Consider the following 19,940-nt stretch of genomic DNA (forward strand, 5'->3'; position numbering starts at 1 on the left):
GCCTTAAAAAATACGCCTTAAGGATTCTTAGCGCCCACCCCACAGCGCCTGGCCGGTCGCCAGGCCCAGGGCCGTCAACGCCAGCGAGCCCAGCAGGTGCAGGCTGCATTGCAACAGCGCCAGGCCGTAGCGCTGGGCCTGCAGCATCGATACCGTCTCGGCAGAGAAGCTGGAAAAGGTGGTGAGGGCGCCCAGAAAACCGGTGATCAGCACCAGGCGCCAGACCGGGTCGATGCCCGGTGCGTTTTGGAACAGCGCCACTAGCAGGCCAATGGCGTAGCCGCCCACCAGGTTGGCCGCCAAGGTGCCCCAGGGCAGCAAGGCATGGGGCTGGTTGAGCCAGCGGCCCAGTTGCCAGCGTGCCAGCGCGCCCAGGCAGGCGCCAATCGATATACCAAGAACATTCCACATGGCAGGCAGCTTAGCAGGGCGCAGCTGCACTGCGTGAAAAATCGGTGCCACGCCAGTGATGCTTCCCAGCTCAGCGCGTTTGCACAATGTCCTGCCAGGCGGCATAGGCGGCCAGCACCGCAGCGCGTTGCACGGTATGCGCAAAGACCAGCGCATCGCCCACCACCGTCTGGTCCGGGAACTCCGTGATCAAGCTCACGGGGGTCAGGCCGTGGCTGTCGACCTGCATGGTGCAGGGTGTGCCATGCCGCAGCTCAAACGGCTGGCGGCCGGAATGGCTTTGGTACAGCGCCAATTGGCGGCGGTTGTACTCCGGCAAGCCCGCCACCTGCAGCAGGGCCTGCGCCACCCGCTCGGCCAGCGCTTCGGCCTGCGGCTGCCACTCTTCCTGGTAGCGCAGAATCAGGAAAAAGCCCTTCGGAATGGTCCAGAGGTCAAAGCCCTGCGGTACATAGCCAGACAGGGGCCGCGTCCATTCATGGGCTGGGTAGCCATGCAGGCTCAGGTGCAGCTGCGCGCCGCTGGCGGCAATCGCATCACGGCGCAGTGCGCCTTCGTACCAGGGGGCATGGTCGCGGTAGGCCAGGTCATCGCCCAGCGCGGTATAGCGTGCTGCATGGTGCATCTGCTCGGGGGCGTAACGGCAGTACCACTGGTGCAGGTCATAGCCGTCGGGGTTCTCGACGGGGATGTAGGCAAAGTGGCTGTCCGCCTGCTGCGCCAGTGCCAGCGCGCCGCGCAAGGCGCCTGTCACACCTGATATCTCATTGGCATGCTGGCCGCCACTCAGCACCACCGGATGCTCGCTGCCCTTTTTGTAGGTGGCGGCTATGCGGCGGCCCTGCACGCTCTGGCCCTGGCAGGCGCTGCCATAGGCATCAAACAGCGGCTGGACCAGCGCATCCATCTGGGCCAGGCTCGGCGCGCGCTGCAGCTGCGCTGCGGCCGCATCGGCCTGGGCAAAGCTGTGGGGGCTATAGGTAGCGGTTGGCAGGCCTTCTTCCACCTCGGGCAGGGGCTCGCTCAGCGCGAGTGCGCGGATCTGCAAGCCGACCGTTGTCAGCTCCAGCGGATGGGACTGTGCGGCGATCTGGATGTCCGGCACGATCTGGCCCGGTTGCAGGCGGCGGTCACCGGCTGCGCGCCCGGACAGCTTTTGAAAATGTTCCAGCAGCGAGAAATACAGGTCCTCGTGCATGGCTTCGGGCGTGCTCATGGTCTCGCCGGTGCCGGCAATCGCTTGTTCAAATCCGGGCAGTTGCATGGCGATATGCAGACGGCCAAAGAAGGGCTCGGTCTTGGGCCAGGCATGGTGCTCAATGGCCTGCATGGCCTGGCTATAGGCTGCCTCGTAGTCCGTGAGCAGGGCGGCATCGTGCACGGTGCGGCCTTGGGCGTCATGCGCCTGCTGCCAGCCGCAGGGGGTGATGCCGCTGCTGCCGTGCGCTGATTGGAAAGCCCGGTTGGGCGCGAACACCTGCAGGCTTTGTGTGCGCCCATCCTGGTAGCGCAGCGCCAGGGTGTAGTTGCTGTTGTGCTGGCCGGCGGCCATCTGCAGATCGACACCGTGTGGCAGCATGGCGGCCAGCGGGTAGGCCTCCAGCATAAAACGGTTGGGCGCCGCATCCGCATGCAGCGGATAGTGCAGCTGCAGGCTTTGCAGCCCGGTGGTGTCTAGGTCTTCCAGCACCGCATGTACCATCGGCTTGTAGGCACTGCGAATGCGGGCGCGGATGCCGTGCTTGGCCAGTTGCTGCTCAGCCGCCCGGCGTGCATCAACGCCTTCAAAACACCAGAGCTGCCATGCCAGCTCGGGCTGCGGATGGGCCAAGCGCTCAGCCATCCATTGGCTGAGCGTGCGGTTGAGGGTGTGGGAGAGCAGAAGCGTCATGGCAGGGCCTGGGGTGTGGATGCTGGTGATCCACCAGCATAGAACAAGCGCGCTGTTCCTGCTGTCCCCGGGCGCTTATTCCCGCCTGAACCTCGTCCCTGGCGGTGCCTTGGCCGCCTACCGCCATCACGGTTTCAGGCGTCGTTGCCTTCCGGGTTGGCCGACACGATGCGGCTCAGGCTAGGCGGCACATCCTTGCCCATGCGCCGGTCGCGGAACAGCGCCGCACGCATCAAAAAGATATTGGTGATGGGTACGGCCACGGACAGCAGCACAGCGATCAGCAAGGTGTGAAAGCTGGGTTTGTGCGACTGCAGGCTGAAGAAGAGGACCGAGCTCCAGACAATCAGCCAGCAGCCGGCGCAGGCGATGATGGACGGCGTGTGGACGCGTTCGTAGTAGCTGGGCAGGCGAAACAGGCTGAGCGCGCCGATCAAGGTGATCAAGCAGCCCGCGAGCACCAGCACCGACACCACAATCTGCACCCAGATGGGCAGGTCGATTTCCGTCATTCGATCACCTCCCCGCGCAGGAGGAACTTGGCCATGGCCGTCGAGCTGACAAAGCCAAACAGCGCGATGAGCAAGGCGGCCTCAAAGTAATTGACCGACGCATAGTGGATGCCCAGCACCAGCATCGCGAGCATGCCGATCAGGTACATGCAGTCCAGGGCCAGCACACGGTCCTGGGCCTGCGGGCCCTTGAGCAGCCGGATCATCGCAAACAGCATGGCCAGCAGCAGGATGAACAGGGCCGCCGGCATCGTCCAGGCAAGAATGTTGTTCATTCGAAAATCTCCATGAGGGGCCGTTCATAGAAGGCCTTGATGTGGTCGATAACGCCCTGTGGGTCATCCGCCTCCAGCACGTGCAACAGCAGGATGGAACGGTCACGCGATATCTCGGCCCAGGCGGTGCCCGGCGTGATGCAGACGATCATTGCCAGCACCGCCAGACCGTTGGGATCGCGCAGTTGCAGGGGCACGTGCACAAAGCCAGCCGGCTTTTTGCGGGTGCCGGGCATCAGCAGCAGGCGCAGCACGGCGCGATTGGATTGCAGCGAATCGGCGGCGACACGAAAGCCCAGGCGGATGATGGTCCAGGGCTTTTTGATGCTGACCGAGCGGGGACGCAGGCCTTGGGTCAGCACAGGAATCAGCAAGCCGAACAGCACGCCCAGGATGATCTGGCCCGGGCTGATGCCGCGGTTGAGCAGCAGCCACACCAGGCACAGCAGCACGGACAGCAGGGGCGCAGGGAAAAGGCGCTTCATGGCTCGGTACCTCCGGCGATGGCTGCATCGGGCGCAGCGGTAAAGCCAGTTTCAGGCAGCACGGTCGGGATCTCGGGCGTGACCACGGGCTTGGCCGTGGGGGAGGGCTTGGGGTTGGTCTCCAGCACAGCGCGGATGTAGTTGCCAGGCGAATGGAGGTTGTCGGCCGCGCGCTGGGTAAAGCGCATCACGCTGGCGCCATGGGTCACCATCAGAATGCAGCAGCCCAGCAAGATGGCGAGCGGCAGGCCTTCAATCACCTTGAGCTCGGGCGTGCTGCGGCTGATGCTGGACCAGAACTCGCGAATGCCGATGCGCACCAGGGCCGTCAAGGCCATCAGGCCCGTGGCGATCAAAATGGCCATGAACAGCCAGCCCAGCCAGCCGATCTGCGTGCCCGCCGACGAGCCCAGGCCCAGCGGATTGAGCAGCGCCGAGAGCATCGCGAATTTGCCGATAAAGCCCGACAGCGGGGGAAGGCCGGAAATCACCAGGGTGCAGACCATGAACGACAGGCCCAGGAAGGCCATCGCCGCCGGAATGGCCCGGCCAATCAGCACTTCCTCGTCCTCGTCGAGGTTGAGGCCCTCGCGTGGCAGCAGCTCTGCGGTCAAAAACGGCGCCTCCTCATCCTCAAAGCGCACACTGGCGCCATCGGTGGTGCGCCATCGCTCGATCAGGTCAGTGACCAGGAACAGGGCCGCTACGGCCAAGGTGGAGCTGGGCATGTAGTAGAGCAAGGCGCTGGTCATCAGGTTCTGGCCAAAGCCGGCAGCGGCGAGCAAGGTGCCTGCTGATAATATGGCTGCATAGCCCGCCACATAGCCCAGGCGCTGCGTACCCAGGATCGAGATCGCCGCGTACAGCATCGTGGCCAGCCCGCCCAAGATCAGCCAAGCGCTGCCAAAATGAGCCGAAGGCCCGGCCTCGCTGCTGAACATCAAGGTCCACAGCCGCACAATCGTATAGATGCCCACCTTGGTCATCAGCGCAAAAATGGCGCCCACCGGCGCGGTGGCCGAGCCATAGGCGGGCACCAGCCAGAAGTTCAGCGGCCAGACTGCCGCCTTGATCAGAAAGGCCGTGGCCAAGATACCGGCTGCGGTGTGCAGCAAGCCCCGGTCAGCGCTGCTGACGCTGGGGATGATGCGCGCCAGATCGGCCATGTTCAAGGTGCCGGTGATGCCGTAGAGCATCGACACGCCGATCAAAAAGAGCGAGGACGCTGCCAGGTTGATGGCGATGTAGTGCAGGCCATGCTGCACCCGGGATTTGCCCGAGCCGTGCAGCAGCAAACCGTAGGAGGCGGCCAGCATGATCTCGAAGAACACGAAGAGGTTGAACAGATCACCGGTCAGGAAGGCACCGGCCAGGCCCATCATCTGGAACTGGAACAGCGGGTGAAAATGCACACCCACCCGGTGCCAGCGCGCGCCGGAATACACCACGGCACACAGCGCGACCACGCTGGTGGTCAGCAGCATCAGGGCCGAGAGCCGGTCGAGCACCAGCACAATGCCAAATGGCGCGGCCCAGTTGCCCGACAGGTAAACGCTCATCGAGGTGGCCATGCCATCCTGGTTGCTCCACTTGACCAGGGCCATGGCGATGACCAGGCCGATCAGGCAGGAGCTGATGTTCATCAGCAGTTTGGTGCGTTGGTACTTCTCGCCCAGCGTCAGCATCAGCGCTGCCGTCAGCATGGGCAGCAAAATCGGTGCCAGCAGCAGGTGCGGCATCAGGCGCTCAGTCAGCGTCATCAGCGACATCAAGGCGCCTCCTGCACATCGTTGGAGAGGGAGCCGTCCACGTGGTCAGTGCCCGTCATGCCGCGCGAGGCGAGCAGCACCACCAAAAAGAGGGCGGTCATCGCAAAGCCGATGACGATGGCCGTCAGCACCAGGGCCTGCGGCATGGGGTCGGCGTAATGCATCAGGTCGGTGGGCACACCGGGCTGCAGTATCGGCTCGCGGTCGATCGCCAGGCCCACGCGGCCCATGCTGAAGATAAACAAATTGACCGCATACGACAGCAAGAGCAGACCCATGATGATCTGAAACGTCCGTGGGCGCAGCAACAGCCAGACGCCGGAGCCGGTCAATACGCCAATGGCAATGGCCAGTACGATTTCCATTTGGTATTGTCCTTAGGGTTGAGAAGCGGAGTCGCTGCGCTCGCCTTGCTGGCGCTCGTGGAAGCGGAATCCCCGGACGGATTGGTGGGCAATGCTGGTGAGCATCAGCATGGTCGAGCCCACGACCAGCGAGAACACCCCAATATCGAAGAACAGCGCGCTGGCGATATGGATCTCGCCCACCACGGGCAAGGTCAGATGCGCAGTGTGGCTGGTCAGGAACGGGTAGCCAAAGTACCAGCTGCCCACACCGGTGCCCAGCGCAAACAGCAGGCCGGCGGCAATCCAGCGGCGCGGGTAGATCGGCAGATGCGACTCCACCCAGTGCGTGCCGGAGATGATGTACTGCAGCAGCAGGCCGATGGCCAGGGTCAGGCCGGCCACAAAGCCGCCACCGGGCTCGTTGTGACCACGCATGAACAGGTACATCGCCACAATCGCGGCAAACGGCAGCAAGAGGCGCACCAGCACGGCGGGCACCATCAGGTAGCCCACGGCGGTATCGGTGGCACTGCGCGGGTTGAGCAGGTCGGTCTGCAAGTCAGCCGGCAAGAAGCGCTGCTGCTCGGGCACATCCATGGCCTCTGGTGCGGGGCGGAAGCGCCGCAGCAGGGCATAGACGGTGAGCGCCACAATGCCCAGCACGACGATCTCGCCAAAGGTATCAAAGCCACGAAAGTCGACCAGCATGACGTTGACCACGTTGGTGCCGCCGCCCTCGGGCAGGGCGCGCTCCAGGAAGAAGGTAGAAGTGCTCTCCGGGAAAGGCCGGCTCATCATCGCAAACGACAGCCAGGCCATGCCGCCGCCGGCGAGCAGCGCAATGGCCAGGTCACGCCAGCGGCGCAACGTGACCAGTGCACCATGCTGGGAGACTTTCTTGAGCTTCTTGTCGCGCTTGGGCAGCCAGCGCAGACCCAGCAGCAGCAGCACCGTGGTGACCACTTCGACGACCAGCTGGGTCAAGGCCAGATCGGGTGCGGAGAACCACAGGAAGGTAATGCAGGTGGCCAGGCCCGCGCCGCCCAAGGTGACCAGGGCCGCCAGGCGGTGGTACTTGACCAGGAAGGCCGCTGCCAGCGAGCAGCTGATACCGATGAGCCAGAGAATGCCAAAGGCGGGCGACAGCGGCTGCAGGCCCCGGTTGCCCAGCTGGAGGCCGTGGATCAGCAGCGGCAAGGTGGCGGTCAACAAGGCCGCCAGCACCAGCCACAGTGCCTGCCACTGCCAGCGGCGCGTGCCCAGCCAGCGGCGCATATGGCGCGCGCCATTGGTGATGATCGCCATCACCGCCTGGAACACCCATTGGCCATTGACGCGGCCAACCAGCGGCGCATCATCGAGGTATTGCTTGGCACGCAAGAGGCGCAGCAGCAAATACAGCAAGATGCCCGCCAGCATCGCGATGATGCTCATCACCAGCGGTGCATTGATGCCGTGCCACAGCGCCAGGCTGAACTCTGGCAAGTTGCCGCCCACCACGGGCGAAGCAGCTGCATCCAGGTAGCTGCCCACCGCCCAGGCCGGGAAGATCCCCACCAGCAGGCAGATCAGTACCAGCAGCTCGACCGGCACGCGCATCCAGTGCGGTGGCTCATGGGGCTCGTGCGGCAGGTCGGTGGCCGGTGGGCCAAAAAACACATCGACCGTGAAGCGCAGCGAATAGGCGACGCTGAAAATGCCCGCCAAGGTAGCGGCCACCGGCAAGGCGGTGGTCAGAAACGGTGTGGTGTTGATGTACACCGTCTCGGCAAAAAACATTTCCTTGGACAAAAAGCCGTTGAGCAGCGGCACGCCGGCCATGGCCGCACTGGCCACCATCGCCAAGGTGCCGGTGATCGGCATCATCTTTTGCAGGCCGGAGAGGCGGCGGATATCGCGTGTGCCTGACTCGTGGTCGACAATGCCGGCGGCCATGAACAGCGAGGCCTTGAAGGTCGCGTGGTTCATGATGTGGAAGACGGCAGCAACGGCGGCCAGCGGGCTGTTGAGGCCCAGCAGCAAGGTGATCAAGCCCAGGTGCGACAGGGTGGAATACGCCAGCAGCGCCTTCATGTCATGCTGGAACATGGCGATATAGCCGCCCAGCAGCAAGGTGATGGCGCCGGCGCCACCAACGAGCCAGAACCATTCCTCGGTGCCGCTCAGCGCAGGCCAGAGGCGGGCGAGCAAAAAGACACCGGCCTTGACCATGGTGGCCGAGTGCAGATAGGCCGAGACCGGGGTGGGCGCCGCCATTGCGCGCGGCAGCCAGAAATGGAAGGGGAACTGCGCGCTCTTGGTGAGCGCGCCGAGCAAGATCAGCACCAGGGTGACGCGGTAGAGCTCATGGTTGCGGATCTGGTCACCGGCGGCCAGCACATTGTCGAGCTCATAGCTGCCCACGATGTGGCCCAGCAGCAGCACACCGCCCAAGAGGCACAGGCCCCCGGTGCCGGTCACGGTGAGCGCCATGCGCGCGCCCATGCGTGCGTCCTTGCGGTGGTGCCAGTAGCCGATCAGCAAAAAGGAGAAGAGGCTGGTCAGTTCCCAGAAGAACACCAGCTGGATCAGGTTGCCCGAGAGCACCACGCCCATCATCGAGCCCATGAAGGCCAGGAAGAACGAGAAAAAGCGTGGCACCGGATCGGCTTGCGACATGTAGTAGCGCGCATACAGCACCACCAAGCTGCCGATGCCCAGCACCAGGATGGAGAACAACCAGGCAAATCCATCCATGCGGAAGTGCAGATCCAGCCCGAGCTGGCCCAGCCAGGCCACATTGTGGTGCACCACGCCGTTGTTCTGCGTTTCCGGGAAAAGCATGGCAACTTGAACCACGCAGAACACCGCAATGGCCCCTGCCAGCGTGGACTCGGTGTTACGCGCGTTGGCAGGCAGCAGCGCTGCAATTGCGCTGCCGATGAAGGGGAGGAGGATCAGGTAGGAAAGTGCCATTTCTTTGTAAATTCTACAAGCTGGCCCGATCCCAGCTGCTACTAAAACCCGAGCAAGTTCAGGATATTGGTCATGGCTTATCGATAGTCAATACCCTATGTTAGTGACTGCAAATGCGCGAGCAAAGGTGGTTTCTTGATGCCTGTTTTGAACATGCGCCCATGCATGCTTTGCATGAATAGCCGGCCACTTGCCCATAGGGCAACACTGCAGCGTTGCGGCAGGGGGCTGGGACAGGGGGAGGAGATGGTTGCGCCGCAGGTCCGCTGAGTCCAGGAGTTGTAGTGCGCGGGGCGGGGGCGCGCGCGGTACCGCTGCTGGCGCATGGCAGCAGGGCTGTGCGGGCGAGGCTGGGGTGCGTAGGGTCCGGTGCCGTGGCATATCAGGGCTCCTGCGCCCAGAGCAGGGCGTTTGCGCATCCTAGCAGAAGCGACTGGGAAGTCCTACCTCTCCTGGGAGAGCGAGGTTCTTATTGCTCTTCCACCCGGCGCGGCGGGTAGCTGTCCCAGGACTGGCAGCCGGGGCATTGCCAGAAATGCTGGCGCGCCTCAAAGCCGCAGGCGGCGCAGCGGTAGCGGGTCAGCGGTTTTGCGGCATTGTCCAGCGCGCGCTGAATGGCGGGGTGGTGCTCTTCGTGGCTGAGCGATTCCTGGGCGAGCCAGCGGCCGGCCGCAACCAGTGAGGGCTCGTGGCGCAGGTGCTCGATGTACCAGTCGCGCCCGACCGGTCCCTCGGCTTGTTCCACGCCGGCAAATTCGTCCAGCTGCACCAGGCTTTGCATCACATCCAGCGATGGCGCGCTGTGGTAGTTGGCCTCCAGCAGCGCACGTACCTGGGGCTTGCGCTCGTCGGCCTTGACCAGCTCCAGCATCAGCGGCGCGACCAGGGGCACCGAGGAGGGCGACACCGCGGCCAGCTCCATCAGCGATCCCAGTGCCAGCGCGGGATGGCCGCTCTTGTGCTGCAGATGGGCCAGCTCGATCCGGGGGCGCGGTGCATGCGGCGCCTCGGACTGGGCTTGCTGCAGCAAGTCCTGCGCGGCGTCGAGCTGGCCATGGGCGAGTTGGCCCAGCGCCTGCTCACACAGGTAGTGGGCAATGCGCACGCTGTAGTCGCCCTGGTTATGGCTGTGCATCAGGCTCGCAATCTGCACGGCTTGCGGCCAGTCGTGGGCGCGCTCGTAGATCGCCAGGCGCGAGAGACGGGCCTCGTTCTCGTAAGGGGTGTTCTCCAGCCGGGCCAGCGCATCTTCGGCGCGGTCCAGCAGCCCGGCCTTCATGAAATCCAGGGCCAGCGCATGCTGGGCGCGTTCGCGCTCGGGCTTGCTGATGTCGGCGCGCGAGAGCAGGTGCTCATGCACGCGTACCGCACGGCTGTATTCGCCCCGGCGGCGGAACAGATTGCCCAGCGCAAAGTGCAGCTCGGCGGTATCGGGGTCGTTCTGCACGGCCTCGATAAAGGCATCGATGGCCTTGTCCTGCTGCTCGTTCAGGAGAAAGTTCAGCCCCTTGAAGTAGGCCTTGGGGGCGCTGCGGTTCTCGCGGCGAATCTGGCGCAAGTCAAAGCGCGAGGCCAGCCAGCCCAGCACAAACGCAGCGGGGAAACCCAGCAGGATCCAGGAGATGTCAAATTCCATGAGGTGGCAGCGGGGTGGTCTCGTCCGCAGGGGCGTTGGTGGAGGGGGTGGGTTCGCCCGCAATGGCTTGCGCCGCCGCTGCACGCTGCGCGGCTTTGCGGTGCTTCCACCAGCGCGGCACCATGCCGATGATGCCGACAATCACGCCCGCGCTGAAGGCGAGCAGCACCACCAGAACGAGCGGGGCCTGCCATTGGGTGCCAAAGAACAGGTGCACCACCACATCCCGCTGGTTATTGAGCGCAAATGCAAACAGGGTGAAGAAGATGACAGCTTTGAGCAGCCACAGCAGGTATTTCATGGCAGTGACAGGAATGGCTTGGGCGCCATTCTACGTGGATTCCCACGCCTGGCCTGGAAAAGCAAATGCCAGCACGAGGCTGGCATTGGTCGAAAGAAGGTGACGAGCCTGACCCCGGCACTGGATCCACAGTTAGGGCTGCTTGGTTCCCCACCTGACCCGGTTGGCCGCTTCCCCATGCGAGGAGGCCCGTCAGCTGTCGATTGTACCTAAAGAATGGGGCCCCCTTGGCCAAGCTGGCCAAAAAGTCCTTGTTCGCCTGTGCGGCCAGGGCGCAGCGGCCAAAAGTATTGCAAGCTGCGCGCAGCCAGTGCCGCCCATGGCCGTGACTGACCGTAGAATGCGATGCTATGTCTTATCTTGTTCTCGCTCGCAAATACCGTCCGCGAAATTTCTCTGAAATGGTAGGCCAGGAGCATGTGGTGCAGGCGCTGTCCAATGCGCTGGTGCAGCAGCGCTTGCACCATGCCTACCTGTTCACGGGAACCCGGGGTGTGGGCAAGACGACGGTCTCGCGCATTCTGGCCAAGTCGCTCAACTGCACGGGCGCGGACGGCCATGGCGGCATCACCGCTGCGCCTTGCGGTGTGTGCCCAGCTTGTACCGAGATTGACAGCGGACGTTTCCCCGATTACACCGAGCTCGATGCCGCCTCCAACCGTGGTGTCGATGAAGTGCAGGGCCTCCTGGAGCAGGCGGTGTACAAGCCGGTGCAGGGGCGCTTCAAGGTCTTTATGATCGACGAAGTGCACATGCTCACCAATACCGCCTTCAACGCCATGTTGAAGACCCTGGAAGAGCCGCCCGAGTACCTGAAGTTTGTGCTGGCGACGACCGACCCGCAAAAAGTGCCGGTCACGGTGCTGTCGCGCTGCCTGCAGTTCAACCTGCGCCCGATGGCGCCAGAGACGATCCAGGAGCACCTGGGCCGCGTGCTGGTGCAAGAGCAGATTGCGGCCGAGCCGCAGGCCTTGCGGCTGTTGTCGCGCTCAGCCCGGGGTTCCATGCGCGATGCGCTGTCGCTGACCGACCAGGCCATTGCCTTTGGTGGCGGCCAGCTGCAAGAGGCCAGCGTGCGCCAGATGCTGGGCGCCGTCGATTCCAGCCATGTGTTTCGCCTGATTGAGGCACTGGCGCGCGGCGATGGCGCCGAGGTGGTCGATACCGTCAACCAGCTGCGCCACCAGGGCTTGTCTGCTGCGTCTACCCTGGAAGACATGGCCGTGCAGCTGCAGCGCATGGCCGTGTTTCAGGCCGTGCCGGGCAAGGCCCAGGCCGCTGCCGCTGAGGACGACGCCGAGCAGCAGGAGCTGCTGCGCCTGGCCCAGTTCATGCCGGCGGACGAAACCCAGCTGCTGTACAGCATTGCGCTGCATGGCCGGGGCGAGCTGGGCCTGGCACCGGATGAATATGCGGCCTTGACGATGGCGCTGCTGCGACTGCTGGCCTTCAAGCCTGCGGGCACGGCTGAAAAAAAAACTCTGAATAGTGCTGGGGCTGCGGCGCCGGTGGCTGCTGGGCCCAAGCAGGCTGCTGCCCCCCTTGCCGCGCCTGCCGTGGCTGTTGCTCCGCGCGTGGTGCCGCCGCTTGCTGCGTCTCCAGCGCCGCAGGTCGCCACTGCGGTGGATGCGTCCGTAGCCCTTGCAGCGCCTGTTGTTGCTGCTCCGCCATCCGCAGCCATTTCTGCGCCCGTTTCTACACCTGTTTCAGTGCCCGCGCCCGTGCCCACACCGGCACCTGTGGCGGCTCCAGTGGCCCAGCCAGCACCTCCGGCTTCGGAGCCTATCGTCGCCACGCCCACGGTCGAGGCCGTCAAGCTGCCTGTGCGCAGCGCAGAAGATTTGATTCCCGCACGCGCCACTGCCACTGTGGCGCCTGTCCCAGTCGACCCGCCGACCCCCGCCCAGACCGAGAAGGAGCTGGTGGAAGAGGAGCAGCCGCAGTCCCATGACGACGATGCCCCGTCCGAGCCGGACAGCGATGCCGAGGACGAGACCGCAGCGCCGTACTTTGATGAGGTACCGATGGAGGCGTATGCGGATGACGAGCCAGCAGCGCTGGCCGATCTGCCCGATGCGGCGCCTGCTGCGCAGCCGCCCGCTGCAGCGGCACCTGACCGTGCCAGCCTGATTGCCTTGCCGGTGCAAACGCCGCAAGCCAGTGAGCTGGACCGGCCAGCGGCCAACTTTGGCGAGAACCTGGGCCGGGTGCCGCCCGAATTCGAGGACACCGAAGAGGGGCGTTTCTGGAACGACACCGTCACAGCCCTGGTGCAGGCCGAAGCCATTACGGCGGTGGCGCGCCAGTTGGCGCTGCGCTCGCAGCTCATCAAGCGCGAGGCCGACGAGTGGTGGCTGCGGGTGGACCTCGAGTCGCTGGCCCAATCCGGCACGATCGAGCGCCTGCGCACCGCACTGGTGGCCGCCGGTCTGGTGGGCAAGATCCAGGTGTCGGTGGGCGCCGTGAGCGACTGCCCGGCGCGGCGCAAGGCCCATGCCGTGCAGGCCCGCCAGCGCGCGGCCGAGGAAACCGTGCGCCAGGATCCCTATGTCCAGTCTTTGATACAGCAATTTGGCGCGAAAATAGTGCCCGGCAGCATTCAGCCTCTATGATGCGGCGTTCGCTGGCAGATGGGCCCTCCCGTCTGCTGCAGGTTTTTATACAAAAGGATTTTCCATGTTCAACAAAGGACAACTCGCAGGTTTGATGAAGCAAGCCCAGGCCATGCAGGACAACCTCAAGAAGGCCCAGGACGACCTGGCCAACATCGAGGTCGAAGGTGAGTCTGGTGCCGGTCTCGTCAAGGTGCTGATGACCTGCAAGCACGACGTCAAGCGCGTGACCATTGACCCCAGCCTGCTGTCCGAAGACAAGGACATGCTCGAAGACCTGGTGGCTGCCGCCTTCAACGCCGCGGTGCGCAAGGCCGAAGAGACCAGCAACGAGAAAATGGGCAAGATCACCGCTGGCATGCCAGGCCTGCCCGGCGGCATGAAGTTCCCGTTCTAAGCGCGCGCCTCGTTTTGCCGCACGCTTTTGCCGCCCCTGTGCCTTTGGCTGCCACGCGCAACCCAAGGCTTGTCTGCGCTGTGCACTGCTTGGTGAGGCATCGCCATGTCTGATACCGGCACGCTGGAGGCCCTGGTGCAGGCACTGCGCCGACTGCCGGGCGTGGGGGTGAAGTCGGCATCGCGCATGGCGTTTCACCTGCTGCAAAACGACCGGGAGGGGGCCGAGCTGCTCTCGCGCGCCTTGCACGAGGCCAGCAGCCGGGTGCAGCACTGCGAGCGCTGCCACACCTTTACCGAAAACACGATCTGCGACACCTGCCTGGATGAGGGGCGCGATGCCGCTCGCCTGTGCGTGGTGGAAACCCCCGCTGACCAGGCAGCCCTTGAGCGCACCGGTGCCTACAAAGGCTATTACTACGTGCTGATGGGGCGCCTGTCACCGCTCGATGGCATTGGACCGCGCGATATCGGTGTGCAGCAATTGCTGCAACGGGCGAGCGACGGCGTGGTGCAGGAGGTGATCCTGGCCACCAATTTCACCGCCGAAGGGGAGGCCACTGCCCATGTGATCAGCGAGGCTTTGCAGCGCAGGGGTATTGGCTTGACGCGCCTGGCGCGTGGGGTACCCATTGGCAGCGAGCTCGAATATGTGGACCTGGGCACGATTGCCCACGCATTGGCGGATCGCCGCTAAAGCCTTGGTCATTGGGAGGGGTGGCAGCGCCTTTTCCCAGCAATTCAGCGGTTTGCACCGTCTTTGGCGCAGGGCCTCTCGCAGCTTGGGAAAACCGGTTTTCCTGCGCCGCCATTTGGGCTAAATCCGGCTGAGGCGCCCGGCGCGCTGCTTGCGACCGATTACAATTCAATGCTGATCTTTATGGTTATTTATGCATTGCGTGCATAAATCAAGCCCGGTGCGGTCTGTGTTTTCCTGGATTTGCCCGTTTTTCAGTCTTGCACGCCTGTCTGTCTGCACCGCTCCAAAGATCATTCTCCGTTCTCCTTATTGCATCTAGCCGTGTTGCTGCCGGCTGTGCCTCGTGTTTTTTAGGATTTTTGCGTGCAATCTACTGCTGTATCCAAGCGAAATATTCTGGCCGCTGTCATTGGCAACGCGCTCGAATGGTATGACTTCCTGGTCTTTGCCTTCATGACGCCCATTGTGGCCAAGCTGTTCTTCCCCTCCAACCCCAACGATCCGAGCGATGACCTCAACCGCATCCTGATGACCACGGCGGTGTTTGGCGTGGGCTTCTTTATGCGTCCGGTGGGCGGCATCTTGCTGGGCCTGTACGGCGACCGCAAGGGCCGCAAGGCGGCGATGGTGATGGTCACCGGGATCATGGCCGTGGCCATTGCACTGATCACCTTTGCGCCGACCTACCAGGGTGTGGGTATCTGGGCGCCTATCTTCATCGTGCTGGCACGCTTGCTGCAAGGTTTTGCCGCAGGGGGCGAATTCGGCACGTCGACGGCCTTGCTGATCGAGCTGGCGCCCAAGGGCAAACGGGGCTTTTATGGCTCCTGGCAGATGACGGGCCAGATGGCGGCACTGCTGATTGGCGCGGCCGTGGGCACCTTGATCACCGACTTCTTCACCCAGGAGCAGCTGATGTCCTGGGCCTGGCGCATTCCCTTCGCGGTGGGCCTGTTGATTGTGCCGGTGGCCATCTATATCCGCCGCCATGTCGAAGAGCCAGAAACCTTTGTAAAGATGCAGGCCGCGCAAAAGGCGGGCACGGTCAAGCAAGTGGGCGTGCTGGAGATGCTGCGCACCCATGCGCGTGAAACCCTGGTGGGCATGGGCCTGGTGGTAACGGCCACGGTGTCCATCTACATCACCTTCACCTACCTGGTGACCTATTCGACCGTCACCTTGAAGCTGCCGCTGCACGATACCTTCATGGTGCAGATGGCCGGTGCGGCGCTGATGGTTGTGCTGATGCCCTTCATGGGCGCCTGGTCCGACCGGGTGGGCCGCCGTCCCTTGATGATTGGTTCGCTGCTGGGCTATCTGGTGGTGCTGTACCCGCTGTACGCCTGGCTGACCGATGGCCCGAGCATTGCCAAGCTGATGACCGTGCAGGTCGTTGTGTGCCTCTTTGTGTCGGTGTTCTTTGGCGTCTTCAGCACGGTGATGGCTGAGCTCTTCCCTGCGAATGTGCGCTCTGTGGGCATGTCCATGGCCTACAACATCGCCGTGATGGTGTTTGGCGGCTTTGCCCAGTTCATCGTGACCTGGCTGATCAAGACCACGGGCTCGACGATGTCGCCGGCCTTCTATGTGATGTTTGGCGTGACTTTGGGACTGATTGCGGCGTTCTTTATCCGTGAGCGCGCGCATGACGACGACCTGGATGGCGAGATGGTGTGATCACCCCGGCCAGCAGGCATGACGCTGCTGGTCAGCGAGCTGACAAAAAAGCCTGGTGCTGATGCAGCACCGGGCTTTTTCTGTGGGGTGTATAGGGCTTAGGCCAGCACGGGCAGCAAGGCCTGCCACTCCTGGGCCAGCAGGCGCGCTGATGAGGCCAGCGCGCCGGGCAGCAGCTGGCTGGCGGTGTGCTCGACGCCCATGCCCAGGATGTGGCCAAGCAGCAAGGCGCCGGCCACCAGCTGCAGGTTGCCGGCGGGCACCTGCGGCCACTGCGCCTGGGCCTTGGCTGCCAATTCTGCGCTCAGGCGCGGGTAGAGCTTTTCGCAGTGCTGGATCTGGGGCAGCTGCGGAATCTTGGCCGCCACGGCCTGCAGCAGGGTCTCCCAGGCCTTGAGGTCTTCGGCCGGGTAGGCCTGGACCAGCTCGGGCAAGGACAGGTAAGGCGCGCGCGCCTCCAGGTTTTGCGACTGTGCCATGCGCAGCAGATTGAACAGCAGTGCGGGGCGGTGCTGCAGCAACTCGACCAGGGTCGCGGTATCGGCCTTGTTGTTCAGCGCCTGAGCCAGTGCCGCGACATCGGCGGTGCTGGGCAGCACGACCCGGGCGGGTATGGGTTCTGGGCGGCTGACCGCATAGCCTTGCAGCAGATGAGCCTTGTTCTCCTGCGCCAGTTGCAGCTGCGCAGTGGACTCGATCTTGTCGGCGATCAAGGTGGCGCCAGAGATGCGGCGCGCCCACTGCAGCATCAGTACCGCGCGCTCGGCCGAAAGCACCGAGAAATCGATCTTCAGGTAGTTGACCAGGTCGTGCCAGGGCGCGTAGGCCGAATCGAGCACCGAGTGGTTGAACGCGAGCGCAAAACCTTTGGCACGCAAGGCCTCCAGCGCGGGGCGGCGTGCCAGCGCTTCAGACGATGCGGCATGGCCCAGTGACGGGATCTCCAGCACCACCTGGCTTGCAGGCAGCAGATTCAGATGGCTGCCGCGCAGGCTCTCGAACGTGGTGTTCAGAAACAGCAGGCCATCGCCCAATAAGGGGGCGGGCTCGATGTGCGAGAGCACGGCATGCGTCAGTGCCAGGTCTGATTCCAGCGTATGGGACGACGCGGTGCGGGAGCGGTTGAATATCTCGTGGCCGGTGACGGCGCCGCTGGCATCTTTGATCGGCTGCCAGGCAATAGGGGGTGCGGGTGATGTGAACACCATGGCAGCTGCCATGGAGGGGGGTGTTGAAGGAGGCGCGCTCGTGTGTTGCATGTACGGCTGAACCATTGCATGCATCAGTGGTGCCTCACCAGCAACTGGTGTAAGCAATGTCTGCATTTCGTTATCTCGGGATCGACGTGCATTGTCCTTCATATCGGGCATTTCACGCGTCTATGGAGAGAGTGAACCTGCTGGTTTTGTAGCAAACTGCACACGCTTTTGGCGTATAAAAAGCGTCTGTTTGTTACAGTTGCCCCTGCAGCCAGTCCAACTCGCTCTGGCTGAACCCGGCCTGGCGGCGGGCAGGCAGGTTGATTGGCGGGCGGGGGCGGGGTGCCTCGTAGTGGCTGACAAGCCAGCTGTAGTGCTGCTCTGGGTCCAGATCGCGCTGCGCACAAAGAAACCGGTACCAGTGGTTGCCGATCGCCACATGTCCCACCTCTTCGCGCAGGATGATGTCCAGGATGGCGACCGCCTCCAGTGCGTCTGGCGCAGCTGTTTGTTGCAATTTTGCCTGGATCTGGGGAGTTGCATCCAAACCACGGGCCTCCAGGGTGCGGGGTACCAAGGCCATGCGCGCCACGATGTCATCGGCCGTTTTCTCGCACATGGTCCACAGACCCTGGTGCGCGGGGTAGTCGCCATAGTCATGGCCCCATTTGCGCAAGTGGGCACGCAGCAGCCGGAAATGCTTGGCTTCCTCGCCCGCCACCTGCAGCCAGTCCTGGTAAAAGGCCTCGGGCATGCCTTCATAGCGCCAGATGGCATCGAGCGCCAGGTTGATGGCGTTGAACTCGATGTGGGCGATGGCGTGCAGCAAGATGGCGCGCCCCTCAGCCGTTGCCGGGGAGCGCCGGCCCATGGCGGTATGGACCTTGAGCTCGGGTCTGGCCGGGTGGCCGGGCAGGCTGATGCCCTCGGGCACTTGCAGCTGCGCCCCAGGTGCTATTGAAATAGTGGCTCTTTGCGCATACATGGCAAGGGTGAGCGCGGATTTTTCCTCGGCATCGGCCACACACAGGGCTTGCAAGGCACATTGACGTAATTCCATCCCTACAATTATGAGGCTGGCGCCCCATGGAGGCGTGCAAGGCAGGCATGGCCCGCGCTCCTGCGAGCACTCACAGGGGATTGACCTGTAACCATAACCCGATGGAGACATGATGGCGAAGTATGAACTCGATGGTGTGCAACCGCAGGTTGCCGCCTCGGCATGGATTGCAGACAGCGCGCAGGTGGTCGGCCGCGTGGAGATGGCCGCAGACAGCAGTGTGTGGTTTGGTGCCATTCTGCGCGGGGACAATGACCCGATCCGCATTGGCGAGGGCAGCAATATTCAGGACGGCAGCGTGCTGCACACCGACAAGGGCAAGCCCTTGGACATCGGCAAGCACGTCACCATCGGCCATAACGTCATCTTGCATGGCTGCACGATTGGCGATGCGTCGCTGATCGGCATGGGCGCCATTGTGCTCAACGGCGCCAAAATCGGCCGCCATTGCCTCGTGGGTGCTGGCGCGGTGGTGACCGAGAACAAGGAGTTTCCTGAAGGCAGCTTGATTGTGGGCAGCCCCGCCAAGGTGGTGCGCCAGTTGAGCCAGGAGCAGATCGAGGGGCTGCGGCGCAGCGCTGAGGGCTATATGGCCAATGCGCGGCGTTTCAAATCGGGTCTGCGAAAATTGCCGGATTGAGGCGCTGCGGCCCCGGGTGCGAAGCCCGGGCGCAGCAGGCCTGCATGTATTGAATTGGAAGAATTACAGTGTCTGAACTGCATAAATTTTTGTTTGATGGGCTGCCCGTGCGGGGAGCCATTGTTCGACTGACCGATGCCTGGCAAGAGATCTTGCAGCGCCGCGCCGTCAATACCAGTACCGGCCCGTACCCGCTGCCCGTGCAGGAGATGCTCGGCGAGATGACCGCCGCTGGCGTGCTGATGCAGTCCAACATCAAATTCAATGGCGCGCTGGTGTTCCAGATCTCGGGTGATGGCCCGGTGAAGCTGGCCGTCACCGAGGTGCTGACCAACCTGAGCGTGCGCTCCACCGTCACGATGGTGGGCGACTTGCCCGCCGATGCGACCTTGACCGACCTGGTCAATGTGCATGGCAAGGGCCGCTGCGCGATCACCTTGGACCCCAAAGACAGGCAACCTGGTCAGCAGCCCTACCAGGGCGTGGTGCCGCTGGTCGATGTGGATGGCCAGCCGCTCCAGAGCATGGCTGCCATCTTGCAGCAGTACATGCGCCAGTCCGAGCAGCTCGACACCGTGCTGGTGCTGGCAGCCAACGACAAGGTGGCCGCTGGCCTGATCGTGCAGCGCATGCCGATCAAGGGCGAGGCCAATCTGGCCGCAGGCGCGCAGAACACCGAAGAGGTCGACCAGATCGGCCTCAATGAAGAGTACAACCGCATTGCCCACTTGGCTGCCAGCCTGACCCGCGATGAGCTGCTGAGCCTCGATGTCGAGACCATCCTGCACCGCCTGTTCTGGGAAGAAAAGCTGCTGCGCTTTGTGCCTGAAGACGGCGAAGGCGGCCCGCACTTTGCCTGCACCTGCAGCCGCGAGCGTGTGGGCAATATGCTGCGCAGCCTTGGCCAGGAAGAGTCCGACAGCATTCTGGAAGAGCAGGGCATGATCGAGGTGGGCTGCGAATTCTGTGGCCAGCAGTACCGCTTTGACGCTGTCGATGTGGCGCATCTGTTTACCGAGCGCGGCAATGACCCGCCGGCCTCCAACCTGGTGCAGTGATGCCGGGCGCCCCGCT

Annotated in this window: 18 protein-coding genes and 1 other RNA gene; 6 read left to right on the forward strand and 13 right to left on the reverse strand. The window is 63.6% G+C overall.

What is annotated here, in order from left to right; all coding sequences use genetic code 11:
• Nucleotides 1-27: 27 nt before the first annotated feature.
• The 11 genes from crcB to ffs form a co-directional block, all read right to left on the reverse strand.
• A complete protein-coding gene (gene crcB / locus N4T19_RS03430; protein WP_260719484.1) occupies nt 28-411 on the reverse strand; it encodes a fluoride efflux transporter CrcB in 384 nt (127 codons plus the stop codon).
• Between the two features lie 70 nt (nt 412-481).
• Nucleotides 482-2,302 (reverse strand): M14 family metallopeptidase, encoded by a 1,821-nt coding sequence (locus N4T19_RS03435; RefSeq protein WP_260719485.1) that lies wholly within the window; start codon nt 2,300-2,302, stop codon nt 482-484.
• Nucleotides 2,303-2,436: 134 nt separating this feature from the next.
• A complete protein-coding gene (mnhG, locus tag N4T19_RS03440; RefSeq protein WP_116927350.1) occupies nt 2,437-2,814 on the reverse strand; it encodes a monovalent cation/H(+) antiporter subunit G in 378 nt (125 codons plus the stop codon).
• Nucleotides 2,811-3,089: a K+/H+ antiporter subunit F gene (locus N4T19_RS03445; protein ID WP_021028262.1), complete on the reverse strand. Its 279-nt coding sequence runs from the start codon at nt 3,087-3,089 to the stop codon at nt 2,811-2,813. Before N4T19_RS03445 ends, mnhG begins: the two co-directional genes overlap by 4 nt.
• Complete coding sequence (locus N4T19_RS03450) at nt 3,086-3,574, reverse strand: Na+/H+ antiporter subunit E (RefSeq protein ID WP_260719486.1); 489 nt, start codon at nt 3,572-3,574, stop codon at nt 3,086-3,088. The genes N4T19_RS03445 and N4T19_RS03450 overlap by 4 nt, the downstream gene beginning before the upstream one ends.
• On the reverse strand, nt 3,571-5,343 hold the full coding sequence (locus N4T19_RS03455; RefSeq protein WP_116927348.1) for a monovalent cation/H+ antiporter subunit D: 1,773 nt from the start codon (nt 5,341-5,343) through the stop codon (nt 3,571-3,573). The genes N4T19_RS03450 and N4T19_RS03455 overlap by 4 nt, the downstream gene beginning before the upstream one ends.
• Nucleotides 5,343-5,708, reverse strand: a complete 366-nt coding sequence (locus tag N4T19_RS03460; RefSeq protein WP_021028259.1) for a Na+/H+ antiporter subunit C — start codon at nt 5,706-5,708, stop codon at nt 5,343-5,345. The genes N4T19_RS03455 and N4T19_RS03460 overlap by 1 nt, the downstream gene beginning before the upstream one ends.
• Nucleotides 5,709-5,720: 12 nt before the next feature.
• Nucleotides 5,721-8,645: a monovalent cation/H+ antiporter subunit A gene (locus N4T19_RS03465; protein ID WP_116927347.1), complete on the reverse strand. Its 2,925-nt coding sequence runs from the start codon at nt 8,643-8,645 to the stop codon at nt 5,721-5,723.
• Nucleotides 8,646-9,114: 469 nt separating this feature from the next.
• Entirely contained in the window at nt 9,115-10,281 is a 1,167-nt protein-coding gene (gene lapB, locus N4T19_RS03470) for a lipopolysaccharide assembly protein LapB (protein ID WP_260719487.1), read from the reverse strand.
• Nucleotides 10,271-10,582, reverse strand: a complete 312-nt coding sequence (locus tag N4T19_RS03475) for a LapA family protein (RefSeq protein ID WP_260719488.1) — start codon at nt 10,580-10,582, stop codon at nt 10,271-10,273. The genes lapB and N4T19_RS03475 overlap by 11 nt, the downstream gene beginning before the upstream one ends.
• A gap of 98 nt (nt 10,583-10,680) precedes the next feature.
• Nucleotides 10,681-10,776, reverse strand: an RNA gene (gene ffs / locus N4T19_RS03480) — signal recognition particle sRNA small type.
• Between the two features lie 156 nt (nt 10,777-10,932).
• Between ffs and dnaX the strand changes: the two genes are divergently transcribed.
• The 4 genes from dnaX to N4T19_RS03500 all read left to right on the forward strand — a co-directional run bounded on the left by dnaX (nt 10,933) and on the right by N4T19_RS03500 (nt 15,967).
• Nucleotides 10,933-13,194, forward strand: coding sequence for a DNA polymerase III subunit gamma/tau (gene dnaX, locus N4T19_RS03485; protein ID WP_182341058.1), 2,262 nt, complete (start codon nt 10,933-10,935; stop codon nt 13,192-13,194).
• 64 nt (nt 13,195-13,258) lie between these two features.
• Nucleotides 13,259-13,591 (forward strand): YbaB/EbfC family nucleoid-associated protein, encoded by a 333-nt coding sequence (locus tag N4T19_RS03490; protein ID WP_021028254.1) that lies wholly within the window; start codon nt 13,259-13,261, stop codon nt 13,589-13,591.
• 105 nt (nt 13,592-13,696) lie between these two features.
• Nucleotides 13,697-14,287 carry a recombination mediator RecR gene (gene recR, locus N4T19_RS03495; protein ID WP_260719489.1) on the forward strand — a complete coding sequence of 197 codons (591 nt, stop codon included), beginning with the start codon at nt 13,697-13,699 and terminating at the stop codon, nt 14,285-14,287.
• 366 nt (nt 14,288-14,653) lie between these two features.
• Nucleotides 14,654-15,967, forward strand: coding sequence for an MFS transporter (locus N4T19_RS03500; RefSeq protein ID WP_182341061.1), 1,314 nt, complete (start codon nt 14,654-14,656; stop codon nt 15,965-15,967).
• A gap of 98 nt (nt 15,968-16,065) precedes the next feature.
• Here the strand turns inward: N4T19_RS03500 and N4T19_RS03505 are convergent, their stop codons facing one another.
• Entirely contained in the window at nt 16,066-17,187 is a 1,122-nt protein-coding gene (locus tag N4T19_RS03505) for a YuxH family protein (protein WP_182341064.1), read from the reverse strand.
• Between the two features lie 232 nt (nt 17,188-17,419).
• Nucleotides 17,420-18,226, reverse strand: a complete 807-nt coding sequence (locus N4T19_RS03510) for a ferritin-like domain-containing protein (protein ID WP_116927340.1) — start codon at nt 18,224-18,226, stop codon at nt 17,420-17,422.
• Nucleotides 18,227-18,338: 112 nt separating this feature from the next.
• Here N4T19_RS03510 and N4T19_RS03515 point away from each other — a divergent pair, with 112 nt between their 5' ends.
• Complete coding sequence (locus tag N4T19_RS03515) at nt 18,339-18,866, forward strand: gamma carbonic anhydrase family protein (RefSeq protein ID WP_116927421.1); 528 nt, start codon at nt 18,339-18,341, stop codon at nt 18,864-18,866.
• A gap of 68 nt (nt 18,867-18,934) precedes the next feature.
• Nucleotides 18,935-19,924, forward strand: a complete 990-nt coding sequence (gene hslO, locus N4T19_RS03520; RefSeq protein ID WP_116927339.1) for an Hsp33 family molecular chaperone HslO — start codon at nt 18,935-18,937, stop codon at nt 19,922-19,924.
• Nucleotides 19,925-19,940 lie beyond the last annotated feature (16 nt).

Origin of the sequence: Comamonas squillarum (assembly GCF_025309455.1) — a bacterium.
In the GTDB taxonomy this organism is placed as follows: Bacteria; Pseudomonadota; Gammaproteobacteria; order Burkholderiales; family Burkholderiaceae_C; genus Comamonas; species Comamonas squillarum.